This is a genomic window from Exiguobacterium sp. s5, from assembly GCF_018618075.1.
GTDB classification, from domain to species: Bacteria; Bacillota; Bacilli; order Exiguobacteriales; family Exiguobacteriaceae; genus Exiguobacterium; species Exiguobacterium mexicanum_A.
Map to the genome: position 1 here is coordinate 256,776 of NZ_JACSLK010000001.1, position 23,261 is coordinate 280,036.

At 52.9% G+C, this 23,261-nt stretch carries 23 protein-coding genes; 19 read left to right on the forward strand and 4 right to left on the reverse strand.

All coding sequences use genetic code 11. The annotated features are described in order from the left end of the window. The first annotated feature begins 29 nt into the window (after window positions 1-29). The 7 genes from KNP60_RS01465 (at window position 30) to KNP60_RS01495 (ending at window position 7,990) form a co-directional block, all read left to right on the forward strand. Window positions 30-707 (forward strand): response regulator transcription factor, encoded by a 678-nt coding sequence (locus KNP60_RS01465; RefSeq protein ID WP_021066121.1) that lies wholly within the window; start codon window positions 30-32, stop codon window positions 705-707. Between the two features lies 1 nt (window position 708). Beyond that, window positions 709-1,947, forward strand: coding sequence for a sensor histidine kinase (locus KNP60_RS01470; protein WP_214796702.1), 1,239 nt, complete (start codon window positions 709-711; stop codon window positions 1,945-1,947). A 116-nt stretch (window positions 1,948-2,063) separates the two neighbouring features. Further along, window positions 2,064-2,780 carry a hypothetical protein gene (locus tag KNP60_RS01475; protein ID WP_251131291.1) on the forward strand — a complete coding sequence of 239 codons (717 nt, stop codon included), beginning with the start codon at window positions 2,064-2,066 and terminating at the stop codon, window positions 2,778-2,780. A gap of 128 nt (window positions 2,781-2,908) precedes the next feature. Continuing rightward, the gene (locus KNP60_RS01480; RefSeq protein WP_214753697.1) at window positions 2,909-4,138 is read left to right on the forward strand and encodes a hypothetical protein; all 1,230 of its coding nucleotides are present in this window, start codon (window positions 2,909-2,911) and stop codon (window positions 4,136-4,138) included. Between the two features lie 362 nt (window positions 4,139-4,500). Then, a complete protein-coding gene (locus tag KNP60_RS01485; RefSeq protein ID WP_214796706.1) occupies window positions 4,501-5,910 on the forward strand; it encodes a glycoside hydrolase family 191 protein in 1,410 nt (469 codons plus the stop codon). A gap of 143 nt (window positions 5,911-6,053) precedes the next feature. Then, window positions 6,054-6,683 (forward strand): uracil phosphoribosyltransferase, encoded by a 630-nt coding sequence (upp, locus tag KNP60_RS01490; protein ID WP_021066126.1) that lies wholly within the window; start codon window positions 6,054-6,056, stop codon window positions 6,681-6,683. A 155-nt stretch (window positions 6,684-6,838) separates the two neighbouring features. Beyond that, window positions 6,839-7,990: a GGDEF domain-containing protein gene (locus tag KNP60_RS01495; RefSeq protein WP_353048626.1), complete on the forward strand. Its 1,152-nt coding sequence runs from the start codon at window positions 6,839-6,841 to the stop codon at window positions 7,988-7,990. Between the two features lie 60 nt (window positions 7,991-8,050). Here the strand turns inward: KNP60_RS01495 and KNP60_RS01500 are convergent, their stop codons facing one another. The 4 genes from KNP60_RS01500 to KNP60_RS01515 all read right to left on the reverse strand — a co-directional run bounded on the left by KNP60_RS01500 (window position 8,051) and on the right by KNP60_RS01515 (window position 13,663). After that, window positions 8,051-9,637, reverse strand: coding sequence for an ABC transporter permease/substrate-binding protein (locus KNP60_RS01500; RefSeq protein WP_214796710.1), 1,587 nt, complete (start codon window positions 9,635-9,637; stop codon window positions 8,051-8,053). Then, window positions 9,634-10,758, reverse strand: coding sequence for an ABC transporter ATP-binding protein (locus KNP60_RS01505; RefSeq protein WP_029594683.1), 1,125 nt, complete (start codon window positions 10,756-10,758; stop codon window positions 9,634-9,636). Before KNP60_RS01505 ends, KNP60_RS01500 begins: the two co-directional genes overlap by 4 nt. Before the next feature lie 185 nt (window positions 10,759-10,943). Next, a complete protein-coding gene (locus KNP60_RS01510; protein WP_251131292.1) occupies window positions 10,944-12,266 on the reverse strand; it encodes a (Fe-S)-binding protein in 1,323 nt (440 codons plus the stop codon). Then, entirely contained in the window at window positions 12,263-13,663 is a 1,401-nt protein-coding gene (locus KNP60_RS01515; protein ID WP_251131323.1) for an FAD-binding oxidoreductase, read from the reverse strand. The genes KNP60_RS01510 and KNP60_RS01515 overlap by 4 nt, the downstream gene beginning before the upstream one ends. 645 nt (window positions 13,664-14,308) lie before the next feature. On the opposite strand from KNP60_RS01515, the gene KNP60_RS01520 reads away from it, so the two are divergent. The 12 genes from KNP60_RS01520 (at window position 14,309) to KNP60_RS01575 (ending at window position 23,207) form a co-directional block, all read left to right on the forward strand. Further along, window positions 14,309-14,536 (forward strand): hypothetical protein, encoded by a 228-nt coding sequence (locus KNP60_RS01520; RefSeq protein WP_029594686.1) that lies wholly within the window; start codon window positions 14,309-14,311, stop codon window positions 14,534-14,536. Further along, complete coding sequence (locus KNP60_RS01525; RefSeq protein WP_029594687.1) at window positions 14,533-14,946, forward strand: ATP synthase subunit I; 414 nt, start codon at window positions 14,533-14,535, stop codon at window positions 14,944-14,946. The genes KNP60_RS01520 and KNP60_RS01525 overlap by 4 nt, the downstream gene beginning before the upstream one ends. Then, complete coding sequence (atpB, locus tag KNP60_RS01530) at window positions 14,946-15,683, forward strand: F0F1 ATP synthase subunit A (protein ID WP_021066134.1); 738 nt, start codon at window positions 14,946-14,948, stop codon at window positions 15,681-15,683. Before KNP60_RS01525 ends, atpB begins: the two co-directional genes overlap by 1 nt. A 78-nt stretch (window positions 15,684-15,761) precedes the next feature. Further along, entirely contained in the window at window positions 15,762-15,974 is a 213-nt protein-coding gene (gene atpE, locus KNP60_RS01535; protein WP_024370837.1) for a F0F1 ATP synthase subunit C, read from the forward strand. Window positions 15,975-16,045: 71 nt separating this feature from the next. Further along, window positions 16,046-16,573, forward strand: coding sequence for a F0F1 ATP synthase subunit B (gene atpF / locus KNP60_RS01540; RefSeq protein ID WP_021066136.1), 528 nt, complete (start codon window positions 16,046-16,048; stop codon window positions 16,571-16,573). Then, a complete protein-coding gene (locus KNP60_RS01545; RefSeq protein WP_021066137.1) occupies window positions 16,573-17,106 on the forward strand; it encodes a F0F1 ATP synthase subunit delta in 534 nt (177 codons plus the stop codon). Before atpF ends, KNP60_RS01545 begins: the two co-directional genes overlap by 1 nt. 18 nt (window positions 17,107-17,124) lie before the next feature. Then, on the forward strand, window positions 17,125-18,633 hold the full coding sequence (atpA, locus tag KNP60_RS01550) for a F0F1 ATP synthase subunit alpha (protein ID WP_029594689.1): 1,509 nt from the start codon (window positions 17,125-17,127) through the stop codon (window positions 18,631-18,633). A gap of 36 nt (window positions 18,634-18,669) precedes the next feature. Then, the gene (gene atpG / locus KNP60_RS01555) at window positions 18,670-19,527 is read left to right on the forward strand and encodes an ATP synthase F1 subunit gamma (protein WP_021066139.1); all 858 of its coding nucleotides are present in this window, start codon (window positions 18,670-18,672) and stop codon (window positions 19,525-19,527) included. 34 nt (window positions 19,528-19,561) lie between these two features. Beyond that, window positions 19,562-20,980 carry a F0F1 ATP synthase subunit beta gene (atpD, locus tag KNP60_RS01560; protein ID WP_021066140.1) on the forward strand — a complete coding sequence of 473 codons (1,419 nt, stop codon included), beginning with the start codon at window positions 19,562-19,564 and terminating at the stop codon, window positions 20,978-20,980. 28 nt (window positions 20,981-21,008) lie between these two features. Next, on the forward strand, window positions 21,009-21,419 hold the full coding sequence (locus KNP60_RS01565) for a F0F1 ATP synthase subunit epsilon (RefSeq protein WP_021066141.1): 411 nt from the start codon (window positions 21,009-21,011) through the stop codon (window positions 21,417-21,419). A gap of 174 nt (window positions 21,420-21,593) precedes the next feature. Beyond that, on the forward strand, window positions 21,594-22,790 hold the full coding sequence (locus KNP60_RS01570) for an EAL and HDOD domain-containing protein (protein WP_214753706.1): 1,197 nt from the start codon (window positions 21,594-21,596) through the stop codon (window positions 22,788-22,790). Between the two features lie 198 nt (window positions 22,791-22,988). Continuing rightward, a complete protein-coding gene (locus KNP60_RS01575; RefSeq protein ID WP_021066143.1) occupies window positions 22,989-23,207 on the forward strand; it encodes a DUF1146 family protein in 219 nt (72 codons plus the stop codon). Window positions 23,208-23,261 lie beyond the last annotated feature (54 nt).

Consider the following 23,261-nt stretch of genomic DNA (forward strand, 5'->3'; position numbering starts at 1 on the left):
GGCGTTTTTTTTAAGAAAGGATGAATGGAATGCCTACGATTCTCGTCGTTGAAGACGATGCTAAAATTGCCAGATTACTCGAACTTGAACTTATGCATGCCGGTTATCAAGTCGAGGTCGCTCATGACGGGCGGGCCGGGCTCGACCGGGCACTCACTGGTGGGATTGACCTCATGTTGCTCGATGTCATGCTGCCGCAGATGAGCGGACTCGAAGTCGTGCGCCGCGTCAAAGAAGAGCAGCCGCTTCTCCCGGTATTGATGGTGACGGCACGTGGGGACCGTTACGACAAAGTGAGCGGTCTCGACCTCGGGGCCGACGATTACATCACGAAACCGTTCGAGATGGAAGAGTTGCTCGCACGGATTCGGGCGTTCTTACGGATGCGGCAACACGTCCAAGTCGATACGAGTGAACGGGTCTTATCTTATGAAGGGCTGACCGTCGACGTCAATCGTCACGAAGTAATCTGCGAGGGGCAAAAAGTCGACTTGACCCGACGTGAGTTCGATTTACTCGTCTATCTGCTCGAACATCCCGAACGCGTGCTCACACGCGACCAACTCGTCGAACACGTCTGGGGCTTCGATTATTACGGGGACACGAACGTCGTCGATGTGTACGTCCGCTATGTCCGGAAGAAACTCGGTGGCTCCTGGATTCAGACGGTCCGAGGCGTCGGCTATATGCTGAAGCGTGGTGAATAAGGTGAAGCTACGGACGAAAATCGCTTTGGCGATGGCGGGGTTCATGTTGTTCCTCCTGATCACCTCGTTCGGTGTCGCCTGGCTCGTCTCGCGTCAACAGATCGTCGACGCCCGCTATGACGTCTTGCGCCAGGCACTCAGCTTGCTCGAGGAGGACGAGCGGAATCGCCAGGCCGTCTTGTCGTTACACGAGGACAGTGTCGTGCTCGAACGGCAAGCGAACGGTGACTGGGGCATCATCGGCGGAGAGGCCGAGGAAGGATTGCGGTTTCCCGTCAATTTCGGCGAGCCGGCCCTCGTCGACGACTGGTTCGTCATCGCGACGTCGAACGGGCTCGGCTACGCGTTTCAAGACGCGGCGGTGAGTGAGACGCTCCAGACGCTCGCCACGATCTTTCTCATCATCTTTTTGATCGCCGTGGCGATGACGTTCATCGGCAGCCTTTGGATCGTCAGGCAAGGGCTCGACCCGCTCCGTCGGCTCGAGACGACGATGGAACGGATCACGGAATCGGGCACCCTTGAGACCATCGATGTCGGGACGAGCCAAGACGAAGTGTCGACACTTGCGACCGGCTTCAATCAAATGATTGGCCGGGTCGAAGGGTCGATGGAGCAACAACGGCGTTTCGTCGCCGATGTTTCACATGAACTGAAGACGCCGCTCACGGTCATCGAAGGGTACGCCAAACTGCTCCGGCGCTGGGGACAAAGCGACCCGGCCGTCCGTGACGAGGCGATCGACCATATTTTGACGGAATCCCGGCAAATGCGCGAAGACTTGATTGAACCGATGCTTGAACTGAGCCGCTTCTCCTCACTTGAAGAAATCGAGGCTGAAGCGATTGAATTAACCGAGCTCGCCGAACAATTGACCGAGCGGTTCGAGCGTTCGCATGGCGTCCGGGTTCCAATCGAGGCGACAGGAACGTGGTACGGGCACCGTGATTCGCTGCAAAGGCTCGTCGTCATCTTCATCGACAACAGCTTGAAGTACGCGACTGACACGCACGTGACGATGACACCGAGTCGGATTGAAGTGCGTGACCATGGGACGACGCTGAGCGATGACGGCAGGGCGCGTCTGTTCGACCGTTTTTATCGACTCGATGAGGCGCGGGACCGGAGCGGCAGCGGACTCGGGCTCGCCATCGCCAAGGAAGTGGCCGACATGAACGGTTGGTCGGTCGGCAGTTACGCGAACGCGCCGGACGGCAGCGTCTTCTTCGTCGCAAAATGACAAACCTTTCGCAGATTCTCATCATTTTCTAATGGAATCCTCGTGGTGCTCTAAGGTCACCGTTCTATGATGAAGATGTAGAACAAGTTCACCACATGAAACGAGGAGGAAACATCATGAAACTAATCGGATGGATTTTAGGCGTCGGCTTGGCAGTCCTCGCCGTCGCAGGGATCGGGTTGTATGTTGCGAATGACAACACGGACACGGTCATCGTCCCGCGGTCGGTCGACAGTGTGAACAGTGGAACGGATGATGCCGCAGATGACGCACAAGACGATGCGAACAAGGAAGCGGCCGCGTCGACAGAAGGAACAGCCTCGAGTGATACGCCGGTCCGCTCGGTCGATGACGATGATTATGAATTGTATGGTACCCTCGTCAACCTATCAGACCGGGACGTGACGATCAGCTTCAGCGGCAAGGAAGCGACGTATCCGCTCGCGGCCCGTCATGAGATTGATGACGACACACCGAAAGCCGGTGACCGCGTCAAACTCGAGTTCAATCAAAACGAGGAAGTGAAGGAAGTCGACCGCGAGAGTGACGACTTTGACATCTACGGTACGTTCGTCAGCTTGTCGGACCGTGACGTGACCATCGAGCGTGACGGCAAGTCAGAGACGTTCAAACTCGCGAGCCGCTACGAGCTTGACGACGAGGCGCCAAAAGCCGGTGACCGCGTCAAACTTGAGTTGAACCTTCAACAGCAAGTGAAAGAGATTGAACGTGACGATGACCGGGATGACCAAGACGATCAAGATGATCAAAACGACGATCAAAATGATGACGACCAAGATGACGATCGGGACGATGATCAAGACGACGACTAAAAAAGTGCCACGCAAGTGGCATTTTTTGTTTGTTCTTCTAACTATATAAGTAATTATTATTGTATGATAAAGTGAAAAAGAAAATTTTAGGTGATAGTACCCAAATAAATGTGAAAGGAGGGGGCGGAATGAAACACGTCTTATGGATGATGATCGTTGGCATCATCTTTTTAAGCGGATGTGGCGCAAACGAGACGAACGCGCTCAACTTGCGGTCATTGTCGACGTATGCGATTCACCAAGACCGAGACATCCCGTTGACGTCTGCGCTGAAGTCGCGATTATTGAATTACTGTGAGCAAAAACCGACGGACGTGTTGCCGATGCGTCGGGCTGAAGTGGCCTCCATTACATTCCGTCATCCTTTCTACGACGAATTAGGCAGCAAGACCGTCAAATATTGGCGGAGCGGGGAGTCGCACTACGTCTCGTGCTTGAACAGTGACGAGCAAAACGCACGGGTCTTCCGCACGGACAAGATCGCAGCGTTCGAGGCTGCCGTTACGGCGAATTCTGTTGAAATCGAAGTCGGAGATACGCTGTCGTTCATTCCTGAACCGAACGTCGAAAATGTGATACAGTCCTTCTCGGTCAATAAGGCACACGAGACGATCATCCCAGGATCCGTCTTCCGGTATGAGACACCGGACCGAGGGGCGCTCCACGTCACGTACCAAGTCTTTCAGGACGGGGCGGCGAAAGGGCAAATGATCGAGCCCGGATTGTTCGTCTTTGAGAGCGGGAAGAACGATGGGGTCGCCTTCTTGACTCAATTGGCCGACAAGCGAATCACGTTACAGATGGGGAGGGAAGAAGCATGGGAACGTACCGTGCTACCGGCCGTCTTCACGGGCGAATATGTCGCCGTCGACTCAACGGAAGCCGTTTTTGCATCAATTGCGAATGAGCGCAGGCTGCTGAAGCGGGTCGTCCTAGCAGATGTGCCCATCCATGATTTCACTGAACGGGCATCGGTCGAGTTGTCGGAACGTTACGGGACCGTAATCGAGGTGTGGGGCACGGTGAAACGGCCTGGCGCCGGGGAATTGACGATTGTATCGGAGCCAAAAGAGACGATGCGTCTGGCGACGTATGAGACGGAGACGAAAATCGCCCATCTCGGTGGGCCGAGTACGAGCGACCTATTTGAATTGTTATCCCACGTGAAGCCGAGTAGTGGACAGCCGACCGGGGAACGATGCGGGACGCTCGCGCTCTATGAACAGTTGACCGAACAACGGTTTGACGTCTGGATGGAGGAAGGGCAAGACACCCTTCAATTGATGGACGTCGAGACGGAACGAGTCTATTTGATTGATCGTCTCGAATTAGAGTCAACGCTGAATACTTACATATGACCAAATAACTTATTGTTTTACCCGTTTCATGACACTTTCATGTCGTGAAGCGGTTTTTTGTTGTCAAATTGACACTATGTTTTCGTGAAAAACTATCCTATAATTTTTTTTGCGAAGGTTCAACATTACATACACGAATCCGATACATCCATAAAACACACAGCACTAACCTTCTCGTCATTTGAATAGAAAGAAAAGGGGGAACAACGAGACACAACTCCATTCAACCATCATCGTCCGTCACCACGTTTTGTCAGTCATCAGGAGAGGAATAGGTAGTGAAATTGAAAAAGTTAATTATGTCTCTAACGGTAGTGTTGTTAATTGTTAGTCTGAACATGTCTAAAACGGGGGCACAAACCATGAACCCACTCGACGGTGTGAAGAACTATCAAGTGTATTATGGCCATCCAACGGCAGCGATTCTAAAAGATATGCAGAACTACGATCTCGTCATCATTGAGCCGCTCCACTACACGAAAGCACAAGTGGAGCAAATCAAAGCGCGCGGGACGAAAGTGCTCGGTTATATTAGCGTCATGGAAGTCGCGACATGGAACACCGGTCTCATGTCAAAACTTCAGTCAGGTGACTTCTTTACGCGTAACGGACAACGTGTCCATTACTCAGAATGGGATTCGTACTTGACGAACATCGCCTCGCCGCACTTCCAAGGGTTACTCCTTACGGAAATCCAGAACCAAGTCGTCGCCAAAGGCATCGATGGCGTGTTCATGGATACGGTCGGCGATATCGATAACGAACATTTGAACAACCCGACGGTGCTCAAACAACAACGAGACGGCCTCGTCAACTTCTTGAAACAAGCACGGGCTCGCTATGGGGATATCGCCATGGTCCAAAACTGGGGCTTCGACACACTTGAAACATCGACGGCGCCATATGTCGACGGCATCATGTGGGAGAGCTTCAATGCCGATACGATCAAGAGCGACGCTTGGTCACAAAACATGATCAAGAAGCTACAAGCGGTCGACGCGAAGCACTCGGTCAAGACGCTCACGATTTCGACGCGTCTTAGCGCGGATAGCCACAAGCTCGCCAAAGATTCTGGTTTCATCCACTTCCATGAAGCGGATGCTTACGTGAACTGGAACGCGGGACTTGTGACACGTACGAAAGACACGGCGCCGACACCAGCGCCAGTCGCGGTAGCACCGGCGACAAAGCCGGCTACAACGACAACAACGAAGCCAGCTGAAACGACTACGACGAAACCGGCTACAACGACTACGACGAAACCGGCTGAAACGACTACGACAAAGCCGGCTACAACGACAACAACGAAACCAGCTGAAACGACTACGACAAAGCCGGCTACAACGGCAACAACGAAGCCAGCTGAAACGACTACGACGAAGCCGGCTACAACGACGACAACAAAGCCGGCTACAACGGCAACAACGAAGCCAGCCGAAACAACTACGACAAAGCCGGCTACAACAACAACAACGAAGCCAGCTGAAACAACTACGACAAAGCCGGCTACAACGACAACGACGAAACCGGCTCCGTCGGCGAATGAACAGACTGCGTCAAAAGAGAAGTCGACACAAAAGACAAAAGCCGAGTTGAAGCAAGAGAAGAAAGACAAAAAAGAGAAGAAGAAGGCGAAAAAGCATGCCAAAAAACATGCTAAAAAGCATGCCGCCAAGCACAGCTCGTCTAACGACCATCACGCCGCCAAAGGAAACATGTGCGGAAAAGTGAAACACAAGACGGCCGGTTTTCTGAATTTCTTCAAATTCTGATCGACGTGTCACCTGAAGCCCGAGGGATCGATTCCGTTCCTTCGGGTTTCGTCTGACCTCTTAGAAAACAGAAGTTGACCCTACCTTTCTCAGAAAAGTTAGGGTACAATGCTCAAGAGAGATTGAGAGAGGAGTGAAGCATGATGGGCAAAGTACACGTTTATGACCACCCATTGATTCAGCACAAGATGACGATTATGCGCAAAGTAGAGACGGGGACAAAGCAGTTCCGTGAACTCGTAGACGAGGTCTCGTCACTCATGGCATACGAAATTACACGCGACCTTCCGCTTACTGATGTAGAAATCGAGACACCGGTCTCTGTATCGACACAGAAGATGATCGCCGGCAAGAAATTGGGAATCGTCCCAATTTTACGGGCAGGCCTCGGCATGGTGGATGGCTTCCTCAAAATGATGCCGAACGTCAAAGTCGGTCACATCGGTCTATACCGTGACCCGGAGACGCTCGAGCCGCACGAATACTATCTCAAGTTGCCGACGGACGTCACAGAGCGTGACTTCATCGTCGTCGACCCGATGCTCGCAACTGGTGGTTCGGCCGCTGATGCGATTGCCGCGCTTAAAAAGCACGGTGCCAAGTCGATCAAGCTCGCTTGCCTCTGCGCAGCCCCTGAAGGTGTGGAACGTGTTCAAGCTGAACACCCAGACGTCGAAATCTATCTCGCCGCACTTGACGAGAAGTTGAACGACCATGGTTACATCGTCCCAGGACTCGGTGACGCGGGTGACCGTTTGTTCGGAACAAAATAAGCACGAACCCGTACAGAGAGGATCCGAGTGATCCTCTTTTTTTGTGGAATGTGCCGCGATCGATTCAAAATAGTTGAGGTGAAGCGAGTCACGACCGATAGTAGAAAAGGAAGGGACAGTATGGCGGTCCAATCATGAAAAAGGGAAGAGACGCCGTGAAGACTAAATTCTCACTACTACAAAGATATTTGCTCATTTCTTTGATGGCGCTGTTTTTGACGAGCATCTGGAGCTATAGCGCGTTTCAAGATATCGAACGAGAGAACCGTCGGATCGTCGAAGAGGCGATCCCGATTGCGAACGCCGCCTCAGAGCTGCTCCGGTTGTTGCTCGATCAAGAGCTGTCGGTCCGAGGCTATACATATAATCAAGACACCCTGTCACTCGAGCAGTATGAAGCGACGAAGCGCTCGTTGTCGGAGACGATTCACGTCATCCGAGAACTCGATCATCGTCACCCGATCATGCAGGAGTTGATTCAAGAAGAGGCGTTGCCGCTCATCCGACAGATGGAAGCGTTCCACGAATCGCAAATTGAGCTCGTCGAGGCCGGAGATATTGAAATGGCGAACGCGCGACGCTATAGTGGCATCGGCTACATCAATCGATTTCGGGACGTCGATGCAGCGATTCGTGAGGATATCGACAACATTATTCAACAGGCGTCAATCCGGAGTGATACCGCCTCGAGCTCGGCGAAGTGGGTGATCGTGATCGTCGTCGGGATTGCACTGTTACTGTTGATGACGTTCATGCATACGTTCCGGCTCGAGCGCAGCAAACAAGCGCTCATCCATCGCTCGTTGCATGATGCGTTGACCGGTATTTGGAATCGACGCGCCTTCGATGAACGATTCGAGCGGATGTGGGATGAGGCTGCGGAGACCGGAGACGTGCTCGCACTCCTCTTGCTCGACATCGATGCGTTCAAGGTGTACAACGATACGTACGGCCATTTGGCCGGAGACGCTTGTCTCGAACAGGTGGCGAACGCGATCGACAAGGCGGTCGGGGGAGACGGGATGACCGCACGATACGGCGGAGAAGAGTTCGTGGTGCTGCTCCGGCCACGTCACGCCCGACAACCGAAAGAGATTGCTGAACGCATTCGACAAGCGGTGCTCAAACTGAACATCCCACATGAAGGTTATCATCCGCTTCGGAAAGTGAGTGTCAGTATCGGTGTCGCCGAACAAGCGCCTGCGCTGGGTAACGAGAAAGGTGACTTGATTGAAGCGGCCGATCGGGCACTGTATCAGGCGAAGCAGAGCGGGCGCAATCGCGTTTCGGTCGGGAAAGCCGTTTGAATCAAGGAACGCCAAAAGACGACCATTCCGATGGATACGGGATGGTCGTTTTTCGTGTGCTTATTCTTCGATTAATCCTTCTCGGATGAGGAAGTCGCGGGCGACTTTCTCTGGACGTTGTTTTTCGACGTCGGCAAGATAGTTGAGTTCTTGCATTGTCTCATCCGTGATTTTCCCGCTCAGCAAGTTCAATACGTCCGCGAGCTCAGGATGCTCGGCGAGCGTCTCTTCGCTGACGATCGGGACCGCATAGTACGGTGGGAAGAACTGTTTGTCGTCCTCGAGGACGGTCAAGTCGAAACGCTTGAGCAATCCATCGGTCGAGAAGCTGTCGATGGCGTCACTCTCATTGTTCATGAGTGCCGTGTAGCGGAGTCCGCCGTCGACCGGTTTCACGTCTTCGAAGTTGAACGGGTACGCCTCTTTCAATCCGAGGTAGCCGTCTTCCCGGTTCGAGAACTCGATTGTCGGACCGAAGACGAGCTCGTCACTCACTGCGGCGAGGTCAGAGACGGTCTTTAAGTCGTACGTGTCGACGTCTTCTTGTTTGACGGCGATAGCATACGTGTTATTGAAGCCAATCGGGTCGAGCGTCCGGATATCAAACCGCTCGTTCACTTGCTTCACGACTTTGTCGTAAACGACGTCGGGGTCGTTCTCGACTTCTTGCTTCAAGACGTCGACGAACAATGTGCCTGTATACTCGACATACGTGTCGATCTCTCCGGTACGCAAGGCGCTGAAAGCGACCTGGGTGCCACCGAGGTTCAGTTGACGTTTCACATCGAGGTCGGTCTTGTCTTCAATCAAGTCGGCGACCATGTTCCCGAGAATCAATTGCTCGGTGAAGTTTTTCGAACCGACGACAATCGTATCGTCTTCACGGGTGAAGGCGTAAATCGAACCGGCGAGGAGAAGCGTGAACGCTGTCGCGATGACGATGAGCGGCTTCGTCACTTTCTTCGCCGAACGACGTGTTTTCTTCTTCATCCGTCCATCCGCGAGGACGATGCCGTTCGGAGCTACTTTATACTCGATGCGACTGACGATGAAGTCAATCAACAAGGCGAGCAGTCCGGCCGGGATGGCACCGGCGAGGATTTGATTGTTGTCGACGGTCTGGATTCCGGCAAAGACGAGGTAACCGAGACCACCTGCTCCGACGAACGCCGAAATCGTCATGAGCCCGACGGCCGTGACCGCCGAGATCCGAATCCCGGCCATGATGATCGGCAGTGCGAGCGGAAGCTGGATTTTACTCAAAATCTGGCGGTCGGTGAGCCCGATCCCTTTGGCCGACTCAAGCGTATCGCCCGGGATGCTCGATAGTCCCGTATACGTGTTTTTCACGATCGGGAGGAGCGAGTACAAGACGACCATGATGATGGCCGGGGTCGATCCGATTCCGATGAATGGGATCAAAAATCCGAGGAGTGCTAAACTCGGTACGGCTTGGACGACGCTCGTCAGACCGAGAATCGGCTTGGCGAGACGTGGAATCCGTAAGATGAGAATCCCGAGTGGTACCCCGAGTAAGACCGCGAGTGAGACGGCGAAGACCGTCAGCTGTAAGTGTTCGAGCAAGAGCGTCCCGATTTGGTCGGTGTTGCTCGTGAAGTAATTGAAAAACGATTGAATGGCATTCATATAGTTTCCTCCTCTTGCATGAATTGCTCACTGAGGACGGAAAGCAAACTGCTGCGTGTGATCAAACCGTGAAGCATCGAACCGTCGACGACCGGGAGATACCCTTGGTCGCTCGTGTTCATGACGTCTAAAATGTCGAGGAGCGAGTCCTCGATTGAGACGAAAGCGTAATTCGTGTTCATGACTTCCTCGAGCCGCTTCGTCTTGTCTTGGATACCGTGGACATCTTTCAATTTGATGAGTCCTTGAAGGACACGATCACGGTCTGTGATCAACAAGCTGTCGACCTTGCGGGAGCGCATGATTTCAATCGCTTGAAGCACCGTCCGCTTCCCGCTGATCGATACCGGGTCGGTGATCATGATGTCTTTCGCTTTAATGAATTCAGGGCTGTTCCAAATCCGATTCTTCCCGATGAACGACTCGACGTATTCGTCTTTCGGGTTCCGGAGAATTTGTTCCGGAGTATCGAATTGGACGATTTCCCCGTCGCGCATGATACAAATGCGATCGGCCAGCTTGATCGCCTCATCCATATCATGGGTGACGAACACAATCGTCTTTTTCACTTCTTCTTGAAGATTGAACAGCTCTTCTTGGAGATCGTTTCGAGTGACAGGGTCAAGGGCGCTGAACGGTTCATCCATCAAAATGACTTCCGGGTCGTTCATGAGGGCACGGGCGAAACCGATACGCTGCTGCTGACCGCCGCTCAATTCGCTCGGATAGCGATCGATGAATTGGTCCGGGTCGAGGCCGACCATGCGGAGGAGGTGTTCGGTGCGCGCATCCATGTCTTGTTCGGCGTGTCCTTCGAGACCGGCAATCAATTGAATGTTTTCGCGAATCGTCATATGCGGAAAGAGGCCGGTCTGTTGAATGACGTAGCCCATCTGGCGACGCAGTTCAATCGGGTCCATCTTCCGGGTATCCTGTCCGTTGACGATGATCGTCCCTTCCGTCGGCTCGATCAAACGGTTGATCATTTTGAGTGATGTCGTCTTTCCGCAGCCGGACGGGCCGATAAAGACGACGAGCTCACCTTTGTTGATGGTGAGGTTCATCTCTTTCAAGACGGTCGTGTTCTTGAATGTTTTTTGCACTTGTTTAAATTCAATCATGCATTCACCCTTTTCAATAATTATTTTCACATAACCTTATATGCCCGTTGTCGAAGGATTGTAAACATTATTTTTGAAAAAAGCGTTTAAAGGTCGAATAAAGCGGGGATTATTACTTCTATTTTTTATAAAAGGAGAAAAAAGAGGAACAGCACCCGGATCAGCGGGCCGTTCCTCTTGATTGGTCAGGATGACATCGCTTCGACGAGCAGGTCCGCCAAGTGGACGGCGCGCATCGATTCAGTCCCATGCTCTTGAATCCCGAGTTGCATTTGCATGTGGCAACCCGGATTTGACGTCACGATCGTTTGTGCTGCCGTGGCGTTCACGTGCCCCATCTTCATCTCGAGGATGTCGTTGGCGATATGGGGCTGCAGAATGTTGTACACACCGGCCGAGCCACAGCAGTGGTCGGCGTGCTTCTGCTCGATATAGACGGCCCCTTCGATCGCCTGGAGCAATACCCGCGGGGCGAGTGCCCCTTTTTGCACGTTGCGAAGGTGACACGAGTCTTGGTACGTGATGAGTTGCGCCGGCAGCGTGAGCGACACTCGCTCGAGGAAGCCGACCTCGAGTAAGATCGAGGCGAAGTCTTTGATCTTGGCCGTGAATCGTTCGGCGCGTTCGGCCCATTCCGGGTCGTGCTTCAACAGATGATCATAACCGACGAGGAACGCCCCGCAACCACCAGCGTTCGTGATGATGTAGTCGACGTCCTCGGCCTCGAACGCTGCGATATTCTGCTTGGCGAGCGTGACGGCGCCCGTCTGTTCACCGGCATGGCCGTGAAGTGCCCCGCAGCACTGTTGCGCTTTCGGGATGACGATATCACAACCTGCCGCTTGGAGCAGTTTGATCGTGTTCGCGTTTGTCTCATAAAACATCGTATCCATCAAGCAACCGCTGAAGAAGGCGACCCGGGCCGTCGTCGCACCCGTCGCTCGAATCCGCTCGGGACGACGTCGTCGCTCCGTCTTCGCCGGGACCGTCGGTAAGATCGTCTCCATCTTTTGGAGTTGGTCTGGGAACCATTCGAGGATGCGGAGTTTATGGGTGAGCGTCTGGACGCCGGACTGTTGATAAAAGCGAAGGAAGCCCGTCGCCGTCTCCATCTTCGCTTTATTCAAGAACAGCCCGTCAAAGACGACTTTCCGGACGATCCGCTCGCGGACGGGCATCTGTCCCGTCGCACGTTTATGTTCGGTGATGGCGGCGCGTGCGTCCTCGAGCAGGACGCTATAGCGCACCCCGGCCGGGCATGCCGGCTCACAGGCGAGACAACCGAGGCATTCGTTGAGCGTCTTCTCGACGCCCTCATCCGGTTCAATCAACCCGTCGACGACTCCTTTCATGATGGCGATGCGGCCGCGTGGGGAGGCGGACTCGTCTTTCGAGCGGATATATGTCGGGCATGTCGGCAGACAAAAGCCGCAGCGCATGCAGCCGAGCATCTCTTCGTAATCGAGATTCTCGGTCATGCGGGTGGCGAGTTCGGTTCTCTGCTTCATGAGACCCCTCCTTGGACGATGCGTTTTTTCGCCGCTTTGGCGAACATCTTCTGCGGGTTCATGATGCCGTGCGGGTCGAAGGCGAGCTTGATGCCTTTCATGACGTCTATCCCGGCCGGTCCGAGCTTCCATTCGAGATATGGGGCTTTCATCGCCCCGACCCCATGCTCGCCGGTGATTGTCCCGCCGAGATCGAGCGCGGCGGCGAAAATATCGGCGAACGCGGCCTCGACGCGCTCCATCTCTTCGTGGTTCCGGGCATCGGTCGCGACCGTCGGATGCAGGTTGCCGTCCCCGGCGTGGCCGAACGTGGCGATTTGAATGTCGTACGCCCGCCCGATCGCTTCGATGCGCCGGACCATCTCGGCGATCTCGCTCCGTGGCACGGTCGCATCCTCTAAAATCGTCGTCGGGCTGAGGCGGGCCAGGGCGGATAAGGCGATGCGCCGCGCATAGCGCAACGTCTCGGCGTGCGCTTCGTCCCGGGCCACTTCGACCGACAAGGCCCCTTCCTCGAGACAAACGGCGTGCATCGCTTCGATATCGCGCCGGACGACGTCACGCGGTCCGTCCTGTTCTAATAGAAGGAGAGCACCGACGTCTGTCGGCAGTCCGATGTTCGCATACGCCTCGACGACCTCGATCGTCTTCTTGTCCATGAACTCGAGTGTCGCCGGGATGATGCGGTTCTCGATGATGCGGCTCACCGTCCGGGCCGCGCTGTCCAAGTCCTCGAAATAGGCGAGCATCGTCTGTTTCGTCTCGGGGAGCGGGATGAGCTTGAGCGTCGCTTGCGTGATGACGGCGAGCGTCCCTTCCGAGCCGACGAGGACACGGGTCAAATCATAACCGGCGACGTCTTTCGCGAGCTTCCCGCCCGTACGGAGCACTTCGCCGTTCGGGAGCACCGCTTCGAGCGCGAGCACATAATCGGCCGTGACCCCGTATTTCAGCCCGCGCAAGCCGCCGGAGTTCTCACTGATGTTGCCGCCAATCGTCGAGATTTTCATCGAACTCGGGTCCGGCGGATAAAACAGGCCTCTCGCCTCGACGGCTTGTGCCAAATGGGCGGTGATGCAGCCCGGTTCGACCGTCACCGTCAAATTCTTCTCGTCGATCTCGACAATCTTGTCCATATGACGGAAGTCCATGACGACACCACCTGAAAGCGGCGTCGTGCCGCCGGCAAGATTTGTCGCCGATCCGCGTGGGACGACGGGGATCCGGTGTTCGTGGCACAGCCGCAACACGGCCTGCACATCCTCGGTCGAGCGGGGGGCCACGATCGCGTCTGGCATCGCTTGATAGTTCGGCGTCGCGTCAAATGAATAGGCGAGTCGGGTCGTCGAGTCCGTGAAGACGACATCGGCGCCAATTTCCTCGCGTAGCTGGGTCATCCAATCCATTCTAGTTCCTCCTCACACGCATCAACATGCATTCGATGCGGGCGTCGGTTTCGAAAGTCACAAAATCGACACATTTTTAGATAGCGCTTACATCGTAATCGTAGCCATTCGAACTGGTATTGTCCACCCATTTCGGGTTGATAGGAAGGGCTTTCCAGACGTGTGGACGACAAAAATTGCCCTGTGAGATTCATCACTACAAATTCGTCAGAACCCCTCGACATGACAAAAAGATAATCGGTATACTGATACAGGACGATGTAAACGATTTCAAAATCGGGTCAACGTTTGTTTCAAAACCTTTTGTGAACGTAAGCCGTTTTGCATTGTAATTTCCAAAACGTGAAGGTATAACTGAACTATTCTTCATCTGGTTCGTAATGTGAAATGTTATAAAGTCAACATTTTTATTTCACCGTTTCTTCATACTTTCTTAAAATTTGATGATTTTAATTTAGTTTGTGAACTGCGTAAAAGCCTTGATACGACTTGATTTAAAGCGCTTTTATAATTGTGAAATCAATTGACTTCTTATGCCATTTCCAGTACTCTGAACTTGTGTGACTTTTGATGGTCACGCGAGTGTGAATCCGATGGAGAAGATGCATGGCTCGGCAGCTCGAAAGGGGGATGGGGATGACGAAAAAAGACAATCGTTACCTATCTTATGCCTCGCTCGCCTCTCAAATCTCGACCGCGCTCGCTGGACCGATCGTCATCGGTTATCTCGTTGGCCAATACGGGGCGAGACGTGAAATTTGGGGCACGTTTGGTTGGAATGTGTCAGTGCTTCTCGGAATGGCTTTCGGGATCACGGCGCTAGTTCTCACCCTTCGAAGTTTACTGACAGGAGAGGACGAATGAACTTACAACAAGTGCAAGCAGACAGAAAAGCACAACAGCAGTTGATGAAACGCTATACGAAGTGGTTTATCGGATGGTTCGCCATTCTCCTCATCGGAGCGCTCATCGTCCCTATGTACAAACCGGTATTTCTCGGCTTGTTCTTAGGCGGGGTCGCCAGTCTCATCATTCTACATATGCAGAATCGAAGCGTCATTCGGATGTTTGACGTAATCGAACATGGACGACGCCCGAAGTCGCACGGGACTGTTTCAAGGATGGCAGTCGGTGCACTAGCCGTGATAGTCGGTCTCTTTTATGAGGATCGAGTATCGCTGATTGCGGTGGTAACTGGTCTAATCGCCGGCCACATCATACAATTTGGCGAGTTCACACTTGCCCAGCTCAGCAGGAAAAGAGGTGAATACTAATGGGTCATGAGTTTCCCACATATTCTCTACAACTCGGAGATTATACGTTATATGGGAGCTGGACGAACGTCATTACGGTGCTGATCGCATCACTACTCGTATTTACGTTTGCCGTTTGGGGAACGCGACGCTTGGCTATGAAGCCGACTGGTAAGCAGAACTTAATGGAATTCTTCGCAGAATTCACACGCGGGATTATCTCGAGTGCGATGGACTGGAAGACAGGTGGCCGTTTTATCGGGTTTGGAATGACGTTGATTTTGTTCATTCTCTTCTCAAACTTAATGGGTCTACCGTTTAACGTCATTTCTGGTCACTATCTATGGTTCAACTCACCGACGGCCGATCCTTACGTCACGTTGGCATTGTCGACACTCGTCGTTGCAATGTCGCACTATTACGGCGTGAAGCTACACGGTTTGAAGCACTACTCGGCGGAATTCGTGAAGCCGGTCTGGTTCTTATTGCCGATCAAGCTCATCGAGGAGTTCGCGAACACCTTGACGCTCGGTCTGCGTCTTTACGGTAACATCTTTGCCGGTGAAATCATGATTACCATCATCTTGGGACTCGCAATTACCGCAGAAGGGGCACTTAACCCGCTCGGTGCTGTGTTCGCAATTCTCCCAATGATTTTATGGCAAGGTTTCTCAATCTTTATCGGGGTTATCCAATCCTACATTTTCCTGACGCTTGCAATGGTGTATATCGGGCATAAAGCTTCTGCCGAGCATTAATTCGGGCAGGTCTCGCCAAAGCGTTGAACAAAAAAACTATTTACTTAACTTTTAGGAGGAATATACACAATGGAACAAATGAATCTTCTCGCAACAGCACTCGTTATCGGTCTTGGAGCACTCGCGGCTGGTATCGGTAACGGTCTCATCGTATACGGAACAGTACAAGGACAAGCACGTCAGCCAGAACTCAAAAACGAACTTCGTCAAACAATGTTCATCGGTATCGGTTTGGTTGAAGCCCTCCCGATCATCGGTGTGGCTGTCGGTTTCCTTCTCCTCAACTCTTGATTACGAGTTAACGAGAACAACGTAAGAGGGAGCGTGTCTCCCTCACTTATTTAGTCAAGAGGAGGGTATGCATGGATACGATGATGATTGCAGCTGGTGCTGGCGGCGAAGGCCTCCGCATCCTGGATATGATCTTTACACTTTTCACATTCCTCGTACTCTTGGCCCTGTTGAAGAAATTTGCTTGGGGACCACTCCTTGGAATGATGAGACAGCGTGAAGAGTATGTAGCGAACGAAATTGAGCTCGCTGAAAAGAGCCGCAAAGATGCGGAAACATATGTAGTCGAACAACGTGACGCGTTAAGCGCAGCACGTACAGAATCGAAAGAAATGCTTGATTCAAGCCGTCGTCAAGCAGAAGCGGAACAAGCACGCTTGGTGGAGCAGGCGCGTTTGGAAGCCGAACAAATCAAGATCGAGGCGGGTAAAGCGATCGAACGTGAGCGTGAGCTCGCGAAGCAATCGCTCCAGACCGAAGTCGTCACACAGGCGCTCTCGGCCGCACGCCACGTCCTTCAGTCAGACCTTAAAGGCGACGAAGTGAAACAACGTGCCCTCGTTACAGACTTCCTGTCTAAAGCGAAAGGTGCTAACTGATGAACACATCGTTAGCAAAACGCTATGCCAAAGCGCTCTTCGACTTAGCGCGGGAACAAGGCACGCTCGACCAAGTCGAAGCGGAAGTGCGTCTGCTCGATGAAGTGCTCCACGCGACTCCTGAACTCACGGATCTCTTAACGAATCCGGCGATCAGTGACAGCGAGCTTGCACAGCTTTTAACACATAGCTTTGGTGACATGACAGATATCGTGCTCAACACACTTCTCGTCATGGTCGAAAACGACCGTGCGAGCGAAGTTCGCGGCTTGTCGCGCTACGTCCTTGATTATATCAACGACTACCGTGGCATCGCCGAAGGGTTCGTCACGAGTGCTTACCCGTTGTCGGCAACAGAGTTGAAAGAAGTCGAACTCGTCTTCGGTCAGAAGATGAACAAGACGCTTCAATTGAAGAACGTCGTCGATGAAGACGTCATCGGTGGACTCCGTGTCCAGATCGGCTACACGACGTATGATGACACAATCGAAAACAAACTAACACGCCTCGAGCGTGAATTGTTGAATGCGTAAGAAATAGGGGTGAATTCAATGACGATCAAAGCTGAAGAAATCAGCGCCCTGCTAAAAGAGCGGATCGCTTCGTACGGTTCTGAAATCGAAGTCAGTGAGACAGGTACAGTCATTCAAGTAGGTGACGGTATCGCTCGTGCATACGGACTCGATAACGTTATGGCGGGGGAACTCGTAGAGTTCTCTAACGGCGTAATGGGCTTGGCGCAAAACTTAGAAGAAGGTAACGTCGGGATTATCATCCTTGGCGACTACAAAGGCATCAAAGAAGGCGACTCGGTAAAACGTACGGGCCGCATCATGGAAGTTCCAGTCGGTGAAGCGCTCCTCGGACGCGTCGTCAACCCGCTCGGACAACCAATCGACGGTCTCGGACCGATCGTGACGGACACATACAACCCGATCGAGCGTAAAGCTTACGGCGTTATGGCCCGTAAGTCAGTTCACGAACCGCTCCAAACTGGGATTAAGGCGATTGACGCCCTCGTACCAATCGGTCGCGGTCAGCGTGAGCTCATCATCGGTGACCGTCAAACTGGTAAGACTTCGATCGCAATCGACGCGATCATCAACCAAAAAGAAGAAAACATGGTCTGTATCTACGTCGCAATCGGTCAGAAAGAATCGACTGTCCGTGGCGTAGTTGAGACGCTCCGTCAAAACGGCGCCCTCGATTACACGATCGTTGTTTCGGCATCGGCTTCACAGCCAGCCCCACTTCTTTACCTCGCACCATTCGCTGGGGTATCGATGGGTGAGTACTTCATGGACCGCGGACAACACGTCCTCGTCGTGTATGATGACCTCTCGAAACAAGCGGCAGCTTATCGTGAGCTCTCGCTTCTTCTCCGTCGTCCTCCAGGCCGCGAAGCCTACCCAGGGGATGTCTTCTACCTCCACTCACGCCTTCTTGAGCGTGCGGCGAAGTTGAACGACGAACTCGGCGGCGGTTCATTGACAGCACTTCCGTTCATCGAGACACAAGCGTCGGATATCTCGGCTTACATCCCGACGAACGTAATCTCGATCACAGACGGTCAAATCTTCCTTCAGTCGGACCTCTTCTTCTCAGGGGTACGTCCAGCGATCAACGCCGGTCTCTCGGTATCGCGTGTTGGTGGTTCGGCTCAAGTGAAAGCGATGAAGAAAGTTGCCGGTACGCTCCGTCTTGACCTCGCGTCATACCGTGAGCTCGAAGCGTTCGCCCAGTTCGGGTCGGACCTCGACAAAGCGACACAAGCGAAGCTCAACCGTGGACAACGGACTGTTGAAGTCTTGAAACAAGACTTGAACGCACCGCTTTCGGTCGACAAGCAAGTAATCATCATCTACGCTCTCACGAAAGGTCATCTCGATGACGTCCCAGTCGAAGACATCCGTCGTTTCGAAAAAGAAATGAACGCATGGCTCGACCAAAACCGTGCGGACCTCTGCCGTGAAATCCGTCAAACAGGAAACCTTCCTGCTGACGAGGCGATGGTCGATGCACTTACGGAATTCAAAAAGACGTTCTCGCCATCGGTTTAATCCGGTGACGAGCGTCTATTAAGGTGGTGAATCGAAATGGCATCATTACGTGAGATCCAGATGCGGATCACCTCGACCCAAAGCACGAAGCAAATCACGAAAGCGATGAACATGGTGTCGGCCTCGAAATTGAACCGCGCTCAAGGGAGCAACGCCAACTTCAAGCCGTACATGACCAAGTTGCAGGAAGTCATCTCGTCGATTGCCGGCGGTACTTCAGGCGCAACACACCCGATGCTTCAAGTCCGTCCCGTTAAACGGACCGGCTATATCGTCATCACGTCAGACCGCGGACTTGCTGGTGGATACAACGCCAGCGTCCTTCGTGACGTGTATCGCGAGTTGAAAGCCAAACACGGTTCAACAGACGAATACCGTCTGTACGTGATCGGGAAGGTCGGCGTTCAGTTCTTCAAGGCCCGTAACATTCCGGTGTACAGTGCCATGACAGGACTCAACGACCAGCCATCATTCGTTGAAGTCGCAGAGATCGTCAAACAGACGGTCGGCGCGTTCAGTGAAGGCGAGATCGATGAATTGAAGCTTTGCTACAACTCATTCATCTCTGTCATCAGCCAAGAAGTGAAGATCGATCGATTGCTTCCGCTTGGGAATATCGAACAGACCGCATCTAATGTGATGTATGAATACGAACCAGAAGAAGAAACGATCTTAGCAGCGCTCCTCCCGCGTTACGCGGAAGGACTCATCTATGGCGCGCTCCTCGATGCGAAAGTATCGGAGCACGCGGCTCGGATGACGGCGATGTCGAACGCGACGGACAACGCGGATGAACTCATCCGTGGACTCAAGCTCAAGTTCAACCGCGCGCGTCAAGCGGCGATCACACAAGAAATCACAGAGATTGTCGGAGGTGCGGCTGCGCTTGAATAAGCGCACGCCCTCTAGATTGTAGGAGGCTAACACGATGAACGAATACGGCATGAAAGGCCGCGTAGTCGCAGTCATGGGCCCAGTTATCGACGTTAAGTTCGACAACCACTTACCGAACATCTACAACGCCCTTAAAGTCACGCATGTGGCTGAATCGGCGCAAGATGTCAGTGTCGACTTGACGCTCGAGGTGGCGATTCACCTTGGGGATGACACGGTCCGTACGATTGCGATGGACTCAACGGACGGCGTTCGCCGCGGCATGGAAGTACTTGACTTAGGTTCACCGATTTCAGTACCGGTCGGAGAAGAGACGCTCGGTCGTGTCTTCAACGTACTCGGTAACCCGATTGACGATAAAGAAGTATCACCGACTGTCCGTCGGTCACCAATCCACCGTCTCGCACCGACGTTCGATGAATTGTCGACAAAAGTTGAGATCTTGGAAACAGGGATCAAAGTCGTCGACCTTCTCGCGCCTTACATCAAAGGTGGTAAAATCGGCCTCTTCGGTGGTGCCGGTGTAGGTAAAACCGTTCTCATCCAGGAACTCATCAACAACATCGCGCAAGAGCACAGCGGGATTTCTGTATTCGCAGGAGTCGGCGAGCGTACGCGTGAAGGAAATGACTTGTTCCACGAGATGACGGACTCAGGCGTTATCAAGCAAACGGCGATGGTCTTCGGTCAGATGAACGAGCCGCCGGGCGCGCGTCTTCGCGTAGCCTTGACGGGTCTTACAATGGCAGAATACTTCCGCGATGAGCAAGGACAAGACGTTCTTCTCTTCGTCGATAACATCTTCCGTTTCACACAGGCAGGTTCGGAAGTTTCGGCCCTTCTCGGTCGGATGCCATCTGCCGTAGGTTACCAGCCGACACTCGCGACGGAAATGGGTATGCTTCAAGAGCGGATCACGTCAACAGCTAAAGGATCGGTTACATCGATTCAAGCCGTATACGTACCAGCCGATGACTATACTGACCCGGCTCCAGCGACAACGTTCGCTCACCTTGATGCAACGACTAACTTGGAGCGTCGTCTTTCGGAGATGGGGATTTACCCAGCCGTTGACCCGCTCGCATCGACTTCACGTGCCCTCTCGCCTGACATCGTCGGACCAGAGCACTACGAAGTAGCCCGTAACGTCCAGCAGACGCTTCAACGTTACAAAGAGCTTCAAGATATCATCGCAATCCTCGGTATGGACGAGTTGTCTGAAGACGATAAGCTCACGGTTCACCGTGCACGTCGCATTCAGTTCTTCTTGTCACAAAACTTCCACGTGGCTGAGCAGTTCACAGGCCAAAAAGGTTCGTACGTACCAGTTAAAGAGACAGTCCGCGGCTTCAAAGAGATCCTCGATGGTAAACACGATGATCTTCCAGAAGATGCATTCCGTCTCGTTGGTCCAATCGAAGACGTCATCGAAAAAGCGAAGACGTTGGTCTAAGACCTACACGGAAGGGGGAAACTAGACGATGAATACTCTTCACGTCAACGTCGTCACCCCGGATGGTGCAGCCTATGAGGGCGAGGCACGGATGGTCGTCGCAAAATCGGTGACTGGTGAACTCGGTATCTTACCGAAACACATCCCGATGGTGACACCGCTCGACATCTCAGTTCTCAAACTGCGCCACGAAGATGGTGGACGCACGCTGATCGCACTCAGCGGCGGTTTCATGGAAGTTCGTCCCGACACGGTGACGATCTTAGCTGAAACAGCCGAAATGGCGGATAAAATCGACTACGACCGCGCTTCTGCGGCGAAAGTTCGTGCCGAGCGTCGTCTCCAAGACACGAAGCTCTCGGACCTCGAATTCCGTCGCGCGGAGCTCGCGCTCAAAAAAGCGATCAACCGCTTGAGCATTCGCGATATCAAAGAATAACCAACATCTCTCCTGCAGCCGCAGGGGAGATTTTTTTGCGTCTAGACCGAATAGATTACGTTCCTTCTATATATATAGGTCAAAAGCATCAGAAGTTTCACGCCCAAATAGTGGAAGGGAGGGGCGCCTTATCCGATAATATAGGTGGGAACTACGGTAAAGGAGCTAAAGGGAATGAAAGTTTATGTTGCGCGCCAACCGATCTTTGATCAGAAATTACGCGTCTGTGGCTATGAACTGTTATATCGCCGCAGCGAGAAAAATATATTTGAACACGTCGATGACGCACTCGCGACCGCCGACGTGATACATAATGCCTATCTCGTCTTCAACTTTCGGGAGTTGACGGAAGGGACGCGGGCGTTCATCAACTTTCCACAAAATTTGATTGAGAGCGAAGTGCCGGCTTTGTTGCCACGGCAGACACTCGTCGTCGAAGTGCTCGAACACGTCGAGCCGACAGAGAAAGTATTGGCCGCCTTGCGCTCCTTGCGCCGGAAAGGTTATACGATCGCCCTCGACGACTTCGTGTTCGAAGAGAAGTATCGACCGCTCATCGGGCTCGCCGATATCATTAAAATCGATTATCAAGCAACGCCGATCGACCAACAGAAGCGGCTGATCGATGCGCTCGGGCATCGCGTCGAATTTTTAGCGGAAAAGATTGAGACGCCGTTTGAATATGAGATCGCCAAAAAACTCGGCTATCACATGTTCCAAGGTTATTTCTTCAGCCGGCCGACGGTCGTCCACGGTGCCGAGGTTCATCCGCTCCGGCATACGCTCGTCGAAGTGTTGAAAGAGCTCGATACGCCAGAGCCGAACTTCCGCCGCATCGCGAGCCAAATCGAACGCAGTGTGGATTTGTCGTATAAGATGTTGCGTTCGGTCAACACGGTCTATCAGAAAGGTCGTCATACGATTCAATCGATTGAGCAGGCCGTCGCACGAATCGGTCTCGATGAGATGCGGCGCTGGTCGTACTTGATGTTGCTTCGGGAGCTGCAGACGTCCGAATCGAAAGAATTGATTAAACAGAGTGTGATCCGGGGCAAGATGATGGAGCTGATCGCCGCCGAGACGTTGCCGCAAGTGACGGCGTTCGATGCGTTCATCACCGGGATCTTCTCGTCGCTCGATGTGATTTTGGATGAGGAGATGCAGACGCTCGTCTCGGAGCTGCCGGTCGAACCCATCGTCAAGGCAGCGCTCCTCGGAGAAGACAACGAGTTGCGCGGTTTACTCGACATGGTCCTCGCCTACGAGCAGTTGACCGTGCCTGTCGAGGAGACAGCGCCTGACTTGTCACGTTACTATGTCGAGGCGATTCGATGGAGCCAAACGTATGATGGCGAAGTGAATAATGTTTGAAATGTTGAAGGGACGTCAATTACTGTACTAAGGCCATGCGCCGATTGACGTTCCTTTTTGTATGCGGTTTATGGAGAGAAAGCGAGTTGATCGGATGAACCCATTCCACCACTCACTTAAACGCTAAGTCTTTTTTTCTCTGACGTGACATGCTATGATTAAAAATGGTACGAATTTTTGAAAAGAGGGGAATCGTCGATGTTGAACACCGTGTTATCGCTCGTCATTTACGTCGTAGCGATCTACGTCGCTTGGTGGGCACTCATGCCGGTCAAATGGGACCGCTTGCTCAATCAAGTGAGGAGTCCGCAAGCAGCAGTCTTGCGTGTCCTCGTGGCCGTCGTCTTCGGTTCACTGATCGCCCAGTTCTTTTTGGAGTATATCCGATTGGCCCAGGCGCTCGCACCATTACAGTAGGCAGGGAAACGATTACTAAACTGTAATCCTGCTGTAACGTTTCTTATATGTTTA

Excerpts from the sequence above, each read along its gene's own strand:
- KNP60_RS01465 (WP_021066121.1), top strand. The coding sequence starts at position 30 with ATGCCTACGATTCTCGTCGTTGAAGACGATGCTAAAATTGCCAGATTA.
- KNP60_RS01475 (WP_251131291.1), top strand. The coding sequence starts at position 2,064 with ATGAAACTAATCGGATGGATTTTAGGCGTCGGCTTGGCAGTCCTCGCC.
- KNP60_RS01480 (WP_214753697.1), top strand. The coding sequence starts at position 2,909 with ATGAAACACGTCTTATGGATGATGATCGTTGGCATCATCTTTTTAAGC.
- KNP60_RS01485 (WP_214796706.1), top strand. The coding sequence starts at position 4,501 with ATGAACCCACTCGACGGTGTGAAGAACTATCAAGTGTATTATGGCCAT.
- upp (WP_021066126.1), top strand. The coding sequence starts at position 6,054 with ATGGGCAAAGTACACGTTTATGACCACCCATTGATTCAGCACAAGATG.
- KNP60_RS01500 (WP_214796710.1), bottom strand. The coding sequence starts at position 9,637 with ATGAATGCCATTCAATCGTTTTTCAATTACTTCACGAGCAACACCGAC.
- KNP60_RS01505 (WP_029594683.1), bottom strand. The coding sequence starts at position 10,758 with ATGATTGAATTTAAACAAGTGCAAAAAACATTCAAGAACACGACCGTC.
- KNP60_RS01510 (WP_251131292.1), bottom strand. The coding sequence starts at position 12,266 with ATGAAGCAGAGAACCGAACTCGCCACCCGCATGACCGAGAATCTCGAT.
- KNP60_RS01515 (WP_251131323.1), bottom strand. The coding sequence starts at position 13,663 with ATGACCCAGCTACGCGAGGAAATTGGCGCCGATGTCGTCTTCACGGAC.
- KNP60_RS01520 (WP_029594686.1), top strand. The coding sequence starts at position 14,309 with ATGACGAAAAAAGACAATCGTTACCTATCTTATGCCTCGCTCGCCTCT.
- KNP60_RS01525 (WP_029594687.1), top strand. The coding sequence starts at position 14,533 with ATGAACTTACAACAAGTGCAAGCAGACAGAAAAGCACAACAGCAGTTG.
- atpB (WP_021066134.1), top strand. The coding sequence starts at position 14,946 with ATGGGTCATGAGTTTCCCACATATTCTCTACAACTCGGAGATTATACG.
- atpE (WP_024370837.1), top strand. The coding sequence starts at position 15,762 with ATGAATCTTCTCGCAACAGCACTCGTTATCGGTCTTGGAGCACTCGCG.
- atpF (WP_021066136.1), top strand. The coding sequence starts at position 16,046 with ATGGATACGATGATGATTGCAGCTGGTGCTGGCGGCGAAGGCCTCCGC.
- KNP60_RS01545 (WP_021066137.1), top strand. The coding sequence starts at position 16,573 with ATGAACACATCGTTAGCAAAACGCTATGCCAAAGCGCTCTTCGACTTA.
- atpA (WP_029594689.1), top strand. The coding sequence starts at position 17,125 with ATGACGATCAAAGCTGAAGAAATCAGCGCCCTGCTAAAAGAGCGGATC.
- atpG (WP_021066139.1), top strand. The coding sequence starts at position 18,670 with ATGGCATCATTACGTGAGATCCAGATGCGGATCACCTCGACCCAAAGC.
- atpD (WP_021066140.1), top strand. The coding sequence starts at position 19,562 with ATGAACGAATACGGCATGAAAGGCCGCGTAGTCGCAGTCATGGGCCCA.
- KNP60_RS01565 (WP_021066141.1), top strand. The coding sequence starts at position 21,009 with ATGAATACTCTTCACGTCAACGTCGTCACCCCGGATGGTGCAGCCTAT.
- KNP60_RS01570 (WP_214753706.1), top strand. The coding sequence starts at position 21,594 with ATGAAAGTTTATGTTGCGCGCCAACCGATCTTTGATCAGAAATTACGC.
- KNP60_RS01575 (WP_021066143.1), top strand. The coding sequence starts at position 22,989 with ATGTTGAACACCGTGTTATCGCTCGTCATTTACGTCGTAGCGATCTAC.